The following is a 13473-nucleotide window of genomic DNA, read 5'->3' on the forward strand; positions in this document are numbered from 1 at the left end:
AACCGCCCTTGTACCGGGGCGGTTTTCTTCTTTATTGATTGGTAACTGGAATTCTCCACTCTAGCGGATATTTTTTCTGAACAGCATCCAGTCGTAGGGTGAGCTTCTCCGGGAGCTTGGTTATTTCTCCTCCTTCCCAATCTCTGCTGTCCTCCAGCCGAATTTTGTACGTTGCTCGCTCGCGTCCTGACTGATCAACGGGTCCCTTGGATTGATGACCCATTTTAGCCCGGTAGGTTGTCCCCTGCCCATCTTGAAGTACCCACCAAGGCAAATAAATTCTCGTAATATCTTTGGATTGTACCTCGATCTCCATTTCCATTTGCTGTTTTCCCGAATCATCATCTTTTGCCAGCTTGATGCTTTTCAACGTAAAGATATCTTCTCCCACTTGTTGGATCACTGGCTTCTTGTTCAATTCATCCGGATGGAAGGTGACACTCATATCGTACGGGATTGCCTTATGGAGGCTATTTATGACGAGTGTCGCTGCTTTGCCTTTTGGCAACGGATCGTCGTCATTGATCCAACGGAAATGCCCATAGCGATCCATGGAATAAGAATTATATATGATTCTTTCCTTCCCCTTGCTGCCATCTGCTCCCTCGTAGTAATATCCAAGCCTATATTGCTGATACGGAAGAAATGGAGCATAATCGGGGTTCGTCGTCTTTCCGGTTAGCTTTTTCGCTTCTTGTTCCAATTGTTTTTTGGCTACCTCTGTCCATTGTGTTTCCAGCTCTATTCGGGTGGCCGTTGGCGTGTTGACGATCTGGTGCAAGGTCATCTTCAATCCATGCTTCGTCACTTGCGTTTGATTGACAGGCAATACAGTGGTTGCGGCCGTTGTTTTTGCCATCGTGATCGGAACTTGCAGCTTCCAGTTTCCTTTTCTGTCACCGATTTCATCAAAATGGATCGACAACATCTTCGGAAGGGGCTCTTGTTCTTTTTCCCCGAGGATAAACCGGACGAATCCCACATTTTCTTCAAAGGTAGTTCCCCACTTGTCAGTCATGACCTCCCCTTTGGCATCCAGCAATTCAACGGCATTGGATTCTGCGTTTGTCGCTGACAGATATGTAGGGAGCAACGGCTTGCCATCCGACTGCTTAATCATTAACGCAACCATTACCTGCACCGGATCAGCAATGATTTCCTTTACCTCCAAGGTAATCCCCTGATCCGTAACAGAAAGATTCGATGTTTCGGAGAAGCCTTGTCTCGCCGCCTGTTGCACTCCTTCATCGAATCCGTCTTGAGCAAAGATCGATTTGACATAGGCCGCAAATGTTGGGGACACTTGCATGCTTCCGAGCAGCCCGAGTAAAACCGCAGAAGCGATGCCGATGGAAGCCCATCTTTTGCTACGGTAAAATGGACGCCTTCTCACTTGCAGTCCGTCATTTTTGCTTGGCATTTGAAAACTTGGTATCTCGACAGCTCCCGCTACGTTCCTAAGCGTCTCTTGGATTTGCCGTTCCTCGTTAGTCATGCGTCATTGCCCCTTCCCGCAAAAAATCAGATGGAATGCAACTCTTGTCCAATTGCTGTGCAATCAGCTTCCTGGCCTTGTGCATCCGCGATTTGACCGTTCCCTCGAAGGAACCCGTAATTTTGGCGATCTCCGACACGCTGAAGCCCTCGTAATAGTAAAGAATAATGACCGCGCGATGCTCCGCCTTCATGCTGCGAATCGCCTGCCATATTTGCCGCTGCTCCTCCCGCTGGATCACGTTGTCCAACGGTGTTGTCGCTTCGTCCGGGATCATCTCTTCGTATTCCACCACGGGCTTCTGCTTGCGTACCAGATTCAGAGCCCGAAACGTAATGATCCGGTATAGCCAATTGCGAAAGGCCATTCCCCGTTTTTTATCGAGTCGGTCTATGTGCTGATACGCTTCGATGAGCCCTTCCTGAACGGCGTCCTGCGCCAGATGCTTGTCATGAATGATCAAATACGCTGTCCGGTATGCCATCGCCAGATAAGGCTTGACCAATTGCTCAAAGGCTTCTGGCTCGTCCTCTTGGCATTTGGCAATCAACTCCCACTCATCCACAGCGTTCCCTCCCTTCGTTTTTGCTCTACTGTATATTCACGAGAACGCGGAGTTTGGTTCACGTTACATAGGCGAAAAAACACTGAACATGGAAAAACCCGTCCCCTGAACAGAAACGGGTGAATATTATGCGTAAGCAGCTAAAATAAGAAATACAAAATGATAGTGACTACATACAATTGCCATACTTTTATTTTGAACTTGATACAAAACTTTTCCAATACGACAGATAACCATTCGCAACCTTTTAGTAATAGCATAAAAACTCCCATACCGACAACTAAGGCGAAATCTAGTGGGCTGAGTATACTCTCGATATAGTTATACACTTTAGTGATTAGCAGGAAAAGCACAAAGACGAGAAAGGAATAGTATGTCACTGAGAAAACCTCCACTATGTCATTACAACGAAAATAGGGAGCACTTAGCTCCCCGTTTCTTTTGTAATTATCCGTTATCTCCTTTTTCTGTCTACTTCGTAATGATCTTGCTGTTGAGAAAGACTTTGGGGAGCTAATTAGGAGAGGATGCAATGAGTTGTTCAACTTCGTTTCTAAGCTCAGAGATATTTTCTCCTGAATAATTTTCTTGCAGGAAAAAAAGATTATTATGTTTATTACCATGTTCTATTACTTCCAATGAAACTTGGGATACAAGGGTTTCCTCGTCATTAATCTTTATTTTTCCTTGAACTGACCCTACTATGTTATAGACGTCATCTTTATCTTCTGTTAAGAAAACAAAATATTTATTTCCTTCTTTCATAGGAATACTTCCTTCAATCCCTACCGATGTCATTCTGGGTTCACCATTATCATCATTCACTAATTTAGATCCTGGCTTTCCTGCGAAATATTTGGCCGCCTCTCTTTCATCGAATTCCCCTCCAGTTTCCAGTACAGATACTGTATCATCTATCTCTACATCACCTTTATAGACTTTCGTTACTCTTAATTCAGAGACTGTATATACATCTAGTCTTTCATAATTAGGGTTATTTTCTTGAGAAATAACTTCAGCTTCGGCTATGATATCTGCATTTTCAGCTAGACCCTCCACGTCAGTGAATGTCTCGGTAAACATGGCTTCACCAGAAACGATTCTATAATCTGAATCACTGGAATAAAGAAAACTCTGTTTTTTCAAGTCACCTATATAGTAAACAGCAAATCCTGCAATTGCTATAAAACCAATAGTAGCTAATGCTATTTTTTTTGTGGATTTTAAATTCTTAATGCTAATCATTAGTATTCTCCTTCCTACAAAATGATAGACAAATTCCTTCGCTTGATAGGCATGGGGTCTGCTCACGATGCAAAAAAATAAGATATGAACCGAACCTTTTTCCGCTAAAGAGACAATATGGTGTGTAAGCTGCTTATTCAGAGAGCAAATAGAACGATCTTATTCTCATTATTTACAACAAAAAAGGAGCGAAGTAACTATGAAAAAACGATTAATTGGTGGAATGGTTGCCACTGCGATTTTGATTCCAGCTGCAGCATTTGCGGCTTCTGCCGTGATTGACATGCCTGCAAGAACACCAATGACTACTGAACAAGTCAAGATGGATGAGGTTGGCAAATCAACGCTTGAGAAGCTGTATCTCGCATATCCTGAAACAAAATCGTTTGAGATTATCGATGCAAGCAACGTTCAAGGTGATGTATCCAAAGGGAAAAATGTAATCAACGTGAAGCAAACAAGTATCGTACTACAAGAAAAAGGAGGAACCGGCAAAAAGATTACCCTTCATACAAACGGTAGTACGGGTGAGATTGAACACGTGATTCAAGAGAATTGGGAGCCTAAGGAGAAGTCACTCATTACGTTAACCGATCAGGAAATCAAGACGAAGGTAAATGATCTTATTGATAAAATGTATGGCAACGTCGAACAATACAAGGTTGCTATCGAGCAAATGGAGAATCCAAACCAAAAAACATGGATGTTGAATTACACCAATGAGATGTTCAAAGAACCAGTCTACCAGGTTTTTGTTCAGGACAATACCATTAGTGTTACGAAGATCGTAGGTATTCCTACAGGTCCTGATACACTTTCAAACATTAAAGTAGAAGGCCTATTCTCTTTAAATGGTAAGCCTGATTATAGTGCTGATAACTTTTTAAACGATGAAAAACTGTTTGCTTTACTAAAAATAAGCCCGACAGAATTAAAACAAGAATTAGCAAAAGGTAAAACTGTTGTGGAGATTGCAGCATCTAAAAATGTCTCGAAACAACAAGTAATTGATGTGATTGCAGAAACACAGTCTAGAGCACAACTTCAAGGTGATGAAGTACCGATCACCGAGCAATCACTGAAAGAAATGATGAAAGCAGCTGAACCAAAAATATTGCCAATCATCGAACACAAAACGGAAACGAAATGGTAGAAAAACCGAGCCAACTGGGTTACACAAGTAAAAGAGAAGAGGCGGGAGAACCGTCTCTTTTTTTTATGGACTAATTTTTCAGAATTCAGGCCAAAATAAGCCAGATAGTCTGGCTTATTGGACTCGAAGGGTAACATACTTTACTGGACTTTCTTTTGAATCAAACGTAAATCTTAGTAGATTTCCATTATTTTCATATTCCAATATAAACGTATGATCACCTGTGTCATCCATAAACTCTCTAGAGGGTTCCCCTAATTTATTTTTGATTTCCTCAGGTTTTCCAGTCATTCCAACAGTCTTTGGTTCGGCATTCATTAGGACGACTTTACTCGTATCCTTTACTTCATCAATTGAATTAGCATAGTCTTCGAATTGTAAATCAAAACCATCATAATATACTGTGAATCCATACTCAGAATTTCCACTCTCGATGGGGGTTCCGATTTTATCTAGAACCTCTTTCTTTGTTGCTCCAATGCCTATTAAGACACCTTCTAATTGTCCATTTTTTACATTCTCCAAAGTGTCCGATTGAGCAGAATTAACAGGAATATCTTCAGTTTTTTCAGAAACATTGGAGCAGCCAAATAAAGTTATTGAGCTAAGAACTACAATAAGTAAAGTATTACGACATATTTTAGGCAGATCAACCACACTCCTCATAAATAGATTGGTCAGTAGTAGGAGTAGATCGTAGGCTAGTGATTTATTGGTAATTATATAACCGCACTTTAATATGGATGCTACAAGAAAAACGAAAATGTGGGTTTACAAGGTAAGGAGTTCTAGACACAAAAAATAGCCGGTTATACTGCTAGTGTTAACCGGCTATCTGGAAGCAAATTCGAGATTATTCTTCCTTTTCGTAATCCCATGTTCCATTGTTTGCATTAATCTTAAATTAAAAGTAACAACAAAATACTTTAATTACATTTTTTGGTTGTATTGTTTAAATTCAACTAATGTATTAGGCATATTTAATGGCCACATTCTTCCCTCAATGAAAATATAGCTAAAAACATACTTACCATTTTGTTCGATTTGATCATATGCCTCGTTAGCACTAAGTGTATTACTCTTTACAGGAGAGGAGCTTAACAAGCTTACCTCATCTCCAATTCTAATTGTCTTCTCATTGCTACAAAATTCAGTTTCGTTATTTAAACAAATATGCTTGATACTAAGAAAATATTTGTCATTTTCTACCCATTTGTTTGTTACTACAACCCACCCATACGTTTTGCTATGTGCCTGAAAATTCATATATAACCCAATCATACTAAGCAAAAACAGGAGCATAATACCTAGTACTACTTTTTTTTCATGATACATCCGCCCCTTACTGAAAATACAATAAAAAGGGAAGGAAGCCCTCCCTTCTCATTGTATTAATTATTCGGTCGATCATCACCAATTTCAATACTTTCATTCCATTTCCACTTATCACACAAGTGGTCACTAAATATAATTCCTGCTGGACCAGTTTTTTAAAATACACTACATGACCTTCCTATCAATTCATCATCCAGTTTCGACTTAAATATGTCTAGAGTCGGCGAATACCTAGATAATAGTTAATGGAAGGGTCTTGGGAGGCCTTGAGGTGTGAGAAGGACTTACTTTTCCATTTTCAATCTGTTTTGAGCAATGACAATATATTTATCCAATTGTTCGCTTACAGCCAAAACCTTATCATGTGAGAGACCGTACTTCCCCGCCAATTCCATCATTTCCCGTCGTAGCTGTTCGATTCTATTATCCAACTCTAAATGGCAACCGATTTCCTTTACCATGCCCCGGATCGTACACTTACTTTTAGGGGCTGATGTTGCTCCTCTTTTGGCGGAGTTTCCTGGGTACAATGAAACGTCCCTATCTAAAATATTTGCGATAGCAGTAATATCCAACGCCCCCTCTCTTTTACAATTTATTACATATAATTACTATACATGGATGTGCAGAAATTCACCGATTAAGAAAAATTGAATAGAAAAAAACATCCCATCAGAGGGATGTTTTTTCGGTTACGATCTATTTAACTGACTATTCCTTGAATGTCAATTCTCTAGGAATCTGTTCCATGCTCATACATAATTATACTAATGTTATTGGGCTTCTCTATGGATGGAGATCCAGTAAATATAGCGAAAACCATAACCACTGATAAAATAATTCTTTTCATATGTTAAACCTCCCTTAATTTATATATGCCCACCAAAATTTAGCATATAATGAGAGTTTGCGGATTTCCATCAAATTATTTTGGGAGATTTACCCTCTTTCTGCCCGTTACAATGGTCTGATATTGCTCCACTTGTGATGCAGACGCATACTGTCTATACTCTTCGAATAATGAGACGCATTTAAGAACATCCTCATGCCTACTCACGGAATCTGCCAGAGAAAGACAAGTTAACGTTTCTTCAATTCCTTTCTCTATCCGCCCTTTGCCGAATTCATAAATGGCTATCTGGTAACGAAACCGAAGCTGTCTGTCCAATCCAATAGCTTCTTTAAATTGACCAAAACTGTCAATGTGCGAAAAAAAGCGTTCTAATATCTCATCCACACAAAATTGGTACGTATTAGCTGATTTCATAATAGAAATTAAACCAGCAAGTATTTCATTTGTCGGAAGACTTTCAAGATAGCCAGCATACTCCTCAATGATGCTTGTATTGCCAGCTAGTACCTCTAATGTGTATAAGTTAGCCTTTGCCCAAACCCGGAATTTTTCTACCTCTTGGTGCCCGACTTCATCCAGTAGTTCAAACCATCCTAAATCAGCGTAAGCATGTACATATGGTTTCGCCTGTACATACAGCCCTTGCATTTCCAATGCTGCACCTTTGAATAAGTGTCCTATTGCATAATAATAGACCAAGTGACGTTCTGTCTCCAAGGGTTCTCTTGTTTTGTTTCTTTTCAACCTGTCCAACTCATGTATGTAAATCGTTTCTGCTAGAAACCGTAATTCATCTGCATACTGCTCTGATTTCTTCCATTTCTGTAAAGCGAAACAAACCCGCGTTAATTGAAATAAGGCGTCCAACTGGTAGTTTTCAGGAAGCCTATTCCGATAGGGGGAAAACCGAATAACTGCCTCCCCATTTTCTTCAGAATTGGTCCCGAGTGAAGCTCGAAATAATCGATACTGACTCCTTACGAATTGCTCAGAATGTCCATCCTTCTCGCTATCCACGACAGCCTGATAAAAAGGTATGGATTCTTTTTGTTTCCCGCTTTCATATAGCTGTTCCGCCACTAAAAAGAGGGTCGAAATATTTTTAGGGTTGTCCAACAATTTAGGAACAACCTCATCTATACAATCCTGCCGCCCAAACTCTGCACATCGAATCAAATATGGTATCAACCGAGGGCGCGATATTCTCCCCTCTGATATACATTCTTCCGTATACAATTCGTACAACCAACCTGGTTCGCGACCAAACACCGCAGCGAGCGCGTCTAATTGACCAATGGTCATAGCCCGCGGTGGATTTCCGTTCAGAATCTCGCTTAAACTCCCATGGTTGATGCCCGTTAATTCACCTAATTTACTCAAGGTATAGCCGCACTCTCTACGGTGTCTTTCAATCTCTGACCGCAGCGACCAGTGCAATGTCCCTTGCAGCCCCCCCATAAAGAATCATCCCCTAATTTTTTCCTTAATTTTACAATAAAATATATTTTTTTGGAAGATTCGGCTTTACATTTCTTCATATTTCATTAAATTAGTTCGTCACTTTTCGCACAATTCCTCCAATGTCTTACAGGTGTTTGCACTTCGTGACAATTACACCCTATTGAATCAGCTTTCATGCGAATACAGCCCCGTAGGAAGAAGCGGATTTCCAGTCCTAGCGCCTCTGGAGCCCTACCCAGCTCCGAAATAAATAGCGGGGGTTTTCTTTCAGCTTCAACCTCTGAAAAAACATCCTCGAAGCTCTACTTTTGAAGCGCTCCCGCTATTTATTTCGGAGCGAACAGAACCCGCCCTCAGCAGGACGTAGGCCGAAGCGTAGACTGGAAATCCGCTTCTTCCCCACCACTACAGCTACTATAACCACATTGTAAAAAAAGCTCCGCCAAGACATCTGGCGAAGCTTTCATTTTAAACCCGTGCTTATGGCATAGCTACTTTCATAACTGCGCGAACGGAATCTGCGGATTTATCCAATGCTGCTTTCTCAGCAGCAGTCAGATCCAGCTCGATGACTTGCTCGATACCGTTTCCACCCAAGAGAGTTGGTACACCCAGGTAGATATCGTTGTAGCCATACTCACCTTGGAGCAGAGCGATGGAAGGCAGGATGCGCTTTTTGTCTTTCAAGATCGCTTCTGCCATTTCTACCAGAGCTGCCGCAGGTGCATAGTAAGCGGAACCGTTACCCAAGAGAGCTACGATTTCGCCGCCACCTTTACGTGTACGCTCTACGATAGCATCCAGACGATCTTGTGGGATCAATTTTTCGAGTGGGATGCCACCTGCGTAGGAGTAACGCAAGAGTGGTACCATGTCGTCGCCGTGACCGCCCAATACGAAGCCTGTTACGTCATTAACAGATACATTCAGTTCCATTGCTACGAATGTACGGAAGCGAGCTGTATCCAGTACGCCGGATTGACCGATTACGCGGTGTTTCGGGAAGCCGGATGTTTTGTAGAATGTATACGTCATCGCATCTACCGGGTTGGACAGGATAAGTACGATGGAGTTTGGTGCATATGTTTTCACTTGCTCAGCAACAGAGCGCATGATAGCTGCATTCGTTGCTACCAAGTCGTCGCGGGACATACCTGGCTTACGAGCAATACCTGCTGTGATGATTACGATATCGGAGCCTTCGATGTCTTTGTAGTCAGAAGTACCTGTAATGTTAGCATCGAAGCCGAGAACTGGGGAAGCTTCCATCATGTCGAGTGCTTTACCCTTCGTTGGGTTTTCCAGTTGAGGGATATCGACCAAAACGATGTCAGCCAGCTCTTTTTGCGCCATGATGAACGCAGTTGTCGCTCCTGTAAAACCACTACCGATGACGGCTACTTTTTTTCTACGAAATGTCATGCTGAATCCTCCTCGTCATGTTACAAGACTAGTTTCACACCACTTGCTTTTTGCTCCAGCATTTTGGAGAGAATGGTCCCGATGTGGGCCCCCGCCTCAACCGGAGAAGTACCTTGACGATGAATATTCGAGATCACTGTACGCTCTGATTCTACCATACCTTTGCGTGGACGGTAGCACATGTACGCACTCATGGAATGCGCCGTAACCAATCCTGGACGCTCTCCGATCAGGAGCACCAATACTTCTGGCTCCAAAATCTCGCCGACGTGATCCATGCTGGCTACGCGTCCGCCTTGGATAAAGAACGGTGTGCCGCAGGTCAGTCCATAGCTTTTCAGAGAGTCCATCAGGGATGGAAGCACGTCTTTCAGGTTCGCATCCACCGCAGCGGCACTCAAGCCGTCCGAAACGACGATTTGTACCTGCGGTTTCTTTTGGCAGCGCTCTTGCAGCAAGCGCACGCCTTCCTCCGTGAGGACGCGCCCCATATCCGGACGCTTTAGATAGTTTTCGGTGTTGTCATACTGCGTTTCCACTGTGAACAAGGAGTACTGATCGAGCACCGCTTGACTGACTTCACCGTATACAGCATCTACAGCCGCAGCATGGTCGCGACGCAATTCGAGCATCGTTTTAGTCAAAGGTCTCACACCTGTACGCCAAACTCCGATGCGCGCTGGCGTGCTGGACAGCAGTTCATCCAAGCCTTCCTTGTACTTCGGATTCGGTACGTGTGATGTTCTCTCAGGCTCTGCTGATGGAGCAAGTTGCTCATTCACCGCTGGAGCTTGCGTCGGAGCCGTCGCCGCACTCGTTACTGGCTCTGCCTTTGGTTCCGATCTCAATTGGATCAAGCCCGTCTCTGCTTTTGGTGACGGAGCTTGTTCTGTGGCCTCACCCAGCTTCTTTTGCAGCTCTGCTACTACTTTATCTACCAAGAAATCTAATTGTTGTTCCATCCGTCTTTCACCTCCTGATCTTACATGAAGATTGTCGGATCGCCTGCTTTTGCAGTCAGCCTACCGTTTTCCATGATGCCCATTTTCTCCAGCCATTTTTCAAAATCTGGTGCCGGGCGCAGTCCCATCACTTCACGGAACGCGGCAATATCATGGAAGCTCGTCGATTGATAGTTGAGCATGACATCGTCAGCCATAGCTACCCCGATGACGAAGTTAACTCCTGCCGACGAGAGCAAGATACCGAGATTGTCCATATCGTTCTGATCGACCTTCATGTGGTTCGTGTAGCATACGTCACAGCCCATTGGCAAACCGTGCATTTTGCCCATGTAATGGTCTTCCAAGCCTGCGCGGATTACTTGACGGCTGTCGTACAAATACTCAGGTCCGATAAATCCAACTACCGTATTCACGATAAATGGATTGTATTTGCGAGCCAAACCGTAGCAGCGCGCTTCCATCGTTACCTGGTCCATGCCGTGATGCGCCTCGGAAGACAGCTCAGAGCCTTGGCCTGTCTCGAAGTACCAGAAGTTCGGTCCATAGGAAGTACCTTCTTTGCGCATCAGCTCGTCTGCCTCATCCAACAGCGCTACATCAATACCAAATGCATTGTTTCCTTTTTCACTACCCGCCAAACTTTGGAAAATCAAGTCTGCTGGTGCCCCATTACGGATGGCACGCATTTGAGTAGATACGTGAGCCAATACGCAGTTTTGGGTCGGGATATCGAACTTGGTCATCACGTCTTTGGTCATGTTCAAAATGTCTTTGACGCTGTCCGCTGTATCGATAACCGGGTTGATCCCGATAACCGCATCGCCGATTCCGTAGCTCAATCCTTCGTACAGAGACGCCTTGATGCCTTGTACGTTATCGGATGGATGGTTCGGCTGTACACGAGAAGCCAATACGCCCTTTTGACCGATTACGGTGTTGGCATGCGTCACAACTTTAATCTTGGACGCAGCCGTAATCAAGTCCAGGTTGCTCATGAGCTTGGCAGTCGCTGCAATCATCTCACTGGACAAGCCGCGGCTGATGCGCTTGAGTTCATTATCGCCTGCTTGATGGCTCAAAATGTACTCGCGGAGTTCTGCTACACTCCAGTTTTTGATTTCGCTGTAAATTTTTTCGTTGATACCTTCTTCGATCACACGGGATACTTCGTCTTCTTCTGCCGGAACCATCGGATTGTTGCGGATATCCGCCAGCGTCAGATCAGCCAAAACTTGCTTGGCAGCTACACGTTCCCGGGAATCAGCAGCGGCGAGACCAGCCAGCTGGTCGCCTGATTTATCTTCATTAGCCTTCGCGAAAACTTCTTTCAAATCGCGAAATTGATAGGTCTGTCCAAGCACAGTCGTTTTCGTGTTCATCACGTCCACCCCTTCTTACGTTACGGCCTTTCATCAAACGCGAGTGTTTTGACGACAACGGGAATGATCGTTCCCGAGATCGGCTCACCGAGATCGATGTAATCGCCGTATTCCACACGCACCTGATCGATGCAAATGATTTCCGGTGCCCCTTTACAACGCAGCGCCAAGGCCTGCCCGAGCGCTTTCGCCATATCTGTTTCACAGATCACGACCATGGTTTGACTCTCGGGGAAACTTGCCCGGTATTGCTCCGACAGCTCCTGGGAAAGCGTCTGTAGCAGAGCGTACGAGCAATACCCGATGCCGGAGATCGCGAGTGCGAAAGGAATCCCTGTCGTTTTTTCAAACAGGCGCTCACCCAGTTGGTAGATCGAAGCCACTTCCTGTCGCAGTCGTGCGGCATCTGCCAATTGTTCCTCGGTAAGCTCTAGCTTGAGAATCGGAATATTTTTAATCGGCAACAGCTCCGGCTTGATATGCACGGTTGAACCGCTAATCTCCGTACTCTGCATCCCCGCGCCAATTACCGTTGCCCGTACTGTCTGATCCGGGTCTAGCCACTGTACCGGATACGTTCCTTTTTCGCGCTCCTGCTGGAGTACATATCCGAGCAGCGGGCCAAAATCGCCATATCGGCTTGCATCCGAAATATTTTGGACGGGAGGTCCGCTCATGAGCAGGCCTACACCACCTGAGACGGTCAATTCAGCAACAGGGATGGAATCGCGCAAATGCGGCCCCAAGACGAGCAAGCCTGATACTTGTCGCTCTTTCCCCGTCAAATAATCGAGCATGCTGCGTCCCAACTGTTCAGCAACCTCTGTGAGCTGCGCGAATCCGATTTCCTGTCCGACTTGAATACGCAATCCTTTTGCCGACAGCCATTGTTGAATGTTCGGCGACACGTATTGAACGACGCCCTGCGGACTGAGACGGATCAGTCTTCCTCCGACGTGGAACGTAACCGTCGCAATCGCTCGACCACGTTGGAAGTAGGCTGCATTCGCTGTTCCTCCGCCAATATCGACATTGACGATCACACCTTGTATGGCTTGCGAGCGTTTTTCTGCGCCAGCGCCCTTGCCCGCCAACACGCCTTCGAGGTCAGCACCTGCTGTCGCTACCACGAAATCCCCGGAGCGTTCAGCCAGCAGATGAACGATATGCTGTGCGTTCTTTTTGCTGGCTGTTTCTCCGGTGATGATGACCGCCCCGGACTTGATTTGAGACAAGCTGATTTGTGCCTTGTTGTACTCGGCTGCAAGAATCGATCCGATTCCGTCAGCGTCGATTTCATCAAATCCGATGAGCGGTGTGGAATGTACTTCACTCGCATACAGCAATTGTCGCTCCACGATCTGATAACGCGGCAGCGAAAACGTGCTGGACATGCGACCCAATCGCAATCGGCTAACGATCATTTTGGTTGTGCTTGTTCCCACATCGATCCCGACGCTTTGGATCCATTGTTCGTCCATATGAACCTCCTTGAACCATTGGCGTGTCAGACGGGCTTACGAAAAAACGCTTGAACAGCCGGTTCCTTGCTCCCGGTCTGATTCAAGCGCCTTTGCTCTCTTCGTATCTACTTGTCACT

12 protein-coding genes are annotated in these 13473 nt (G+C 44.7%); 1 reads left to right on the forward strand and 11 read right to left on the reverse strand.

The features are described from left to right. Window positions 1-31 precede the first annotated feature (31 nt). The 3 genes from HPY27_RS14015 to HPY27_RS14025 form a co-directional block, all read right to left on the reverse strand. The gene (locus tag HPY27_RS14015; RefSeq protein ID WP_174225263.1) at window positions 32-1495 is read right to left on the reverse strand and encodes a DUF4179 domain-containing protein; all 1464 of its coding nucleotides are present in this window, start codon (window positions 1493-1495) and stop codon (window positions 32-34) included. Then, window positions 1488-2060 carry an RNA polymerase sigma factor gene (locus HPY27_RS14020; RefSeq protein WP_174225264.1) on the reverse strand — a complete coding sequence of 191 codons (573 nt, stop codon included), beginning with the start codon at window positions 2058-2060 and terminating at the stop codon, window positions 1488-1490. The genes HPY27_RS14015 and HPY27_RS14020 overlap by 8 nt, the downstream gene beginning before the upstream one ends. A gap of 513 nt (window positions 2061-2573) precedes the next feature. After that, entirely contained in the window at window positions 2574-3305 is a 732-nt protein-coding gene (locus HPY27_RS14025) for a hypothetical protein (protein WP_174225265.1), read from the reverse strand. 199 nt (window positions 3306-3504) lie between these two features. On the opposite strand from HPY27_RS14025, the gene HPY27_RS14030 reads away from it, so the two are divergent. Further along, window positions 3505-4458 (forward strand): hypothetical protein, encoded by a 954-nt coding sequence (locus HPY27_RS14030; RefSeq protein ID WP_174225266.1) that lies wholly within the window; start codon window positions 3505-3507, stop codon window positions 4456-4458. Window positions 4459-4572: 114 nt separating this feature from the next. On the opposite strand, the gene HPY27_RS14035 is transcribed toward HPY27_RS14030, so the two are convergent. The 8 genes from HPY27_RS14035 to HPY27_RS14070 form a co-directional block, all read right to left on the reverse strand. Beyond that, entirely contained in the window at window positions 4573-5124 is a 552-nt protein-coding gene (locus HPY27_RS14035; protein WP_217437975.1) for a DUF4309 domain-containing protein, read from the reverse strand. 264 nt (window positions 5125-5388) lie between these two features. After that, window positions 5389-5793 carry a hypothetical protein gene (locus HPY27_RS14040; protein ID WP_174225268.1) on the reverse strand — a complete coding sequence of 135 codons (405 nt, stop codon included), beginning with the start codon at window positions 5791-5793 and terminating at the stop codon, window positions 5389-5391. Window positions 5794-6077: 284 nt separating this feature from the next. Next, the gene (locus tag HPY27_RS14045) at window positions 6078-6368 is read right to left on the reverse strand and encodes an aspartyl-phosphate phosphatase Spo0E family protein (protein ID WP_017252505.1); all 291 of its coding nucleotides are present in this window, start codon (window positions 6366-6368) and stop codon (window positions 6078-6080) included. A gap of 350 nt (window positions 6369-6718) precedes the next feature. Then, the gene (locus tag HPY27_RS14050) at window positions 6719-8104 is read right to left on the reverse strand and encodes a helix-turn-helix domain-containing protein (RefSeq protein WP_174225269.1); all 1386 of its coding nucleotides are present in this window, start codon (window positions 8102-8104) and stop codon (window positions 6719-6721) included. 483 nt (window positions 8105-8587) lie between these two features. After that, window positions 8588-9529, reverse strand: a complete 942-nt coding sequence (mdh, locus tag HPY27_RS14055) for a malate dehydrogenase (RefSeq protein WP_017252508.1) — start codon at window positions 9527-9529, stop codon at window positions 8588-8590. 20 nt (window positions 9530-9549) lie between these two features. After that, the gene (gene eutC / locus HPY27_RS14060) at window positions 9550-10491 is read right to left on the reverse strand and encodes an ethanolamine ammonia-lyase subunit EutC (protein WP_017252509.1); all 942 of its coding nucleotides are present in this window, start codon (window positions 10489-10491) and stop codon (window positions 9550-9552) included. 20 nt (window positions 10492-10511) lie between these two features. Next, window positions 10512-11873: an ethanolamine ammonia-lyase subunit EutB gene (locus tag HPY27_RS14065; protein WP_017252510.1), complete on the reverse strand. Its 1362-nt coding sequence runs from the start codon at window positions 11871-11873 to the stop codon at window positions 10512-10514. A gap of 20 nt (window positions 11874-11893) precedes the next feature. Next, window positions 11894-13354 (reverse strand): ethanolamine ammonia-lyase reactivating factor EutA, encoded by a 1461-nt coding sequence (locus HPY27_RS14070; RefSeq protein ID WP_017252511.1) that lies wholly within the window; start codon window positions 13352-13354, stop codon window positions 11894-11896. Window positions 13355-13473 lie beyond the last annotated feature (119 nt).

It is taken from the genome of Brevibacillus sp. HB1.1 (genome assembly GCF_013332445.1).
GTDB classification, from domain to species: Bacteria; Bacillota; Bacilli; order Brevibacillales; family Brevibacillaceae; genus Brevibacillus; species Brevibacillus porteri.

Bases quoted from the DNA above. Each gene is read 5' to 3' on its own strand.
- eutC (WP_017252509.1), bottom strand. From the start codon at position 10,491: ATGGAACAACAATTAGATTTCTTGGTAGATAAAGTAGTAGCAGAGCTG.
- HPY27_RS14070 (WP_017252511.1), bottom strand. From the start codon at position 13,354: ATGGACGAACAATGGATCCAAAGCGTCGGGATCGATGTGGGAACAAGC.
- HPY27_RS14050 (WP_174225269.1), bottom strand. From the start codon at position 8,104: ATGGGGGGGCTGCAAGGGACATTGCACTGGTCGCTGCGGTCAGAGATT.
- HPY27_RS14035 (WP_217437975.1), bottom strand. From the start codon at position 5,124: ATGAGGAGTGTGGTTGATCTGCCTAAAATATGTCGTAATACTTTACTT.
- HPY27_RS14025 (WP_174225265.1), bottom strand. From the start codon at position 3,305: ATGATTAGCATTAAGAATTTAAAATCCACAAAAAAAATAGCATTAGCT.
- mdh (WP_017252508.1), bottom strand. From the start codon at position 9,529: ATGACATTTCGTAGAAAAAAAGTAGCCGTCATCGGTAGTGGTTTTACA.
- HPY27_RS14040 (WP_174225268.1), bottom strand. From the start codon at position 5,793: ATGTATCATGAAAAAAAAGTAGTACTAGGTATTATGCTCCTGTTTTTG.
- HPY27_RS14065 (WP_017252510.1), bottom strand. From the start codon at position 11,873: ATGAACACGAAAACGACTGTGCTTGGACAGACCTATCAATTTCGCGAT.
- HPY27_RS14030 (WP_174225266.1), top strand. From the start codon at position 3,505: ATGAAAAAACGATTAATTGGTGGAATGGTTGCCACTGCGATTTTGATT.
- HPY27_RS14015 (WP_174225263.1), bottom strand. From the start codon at position 1,495: ATGACTAACGAGGAACGGCAAATCCAAGAGACGCTTAGGAACGTAGCG.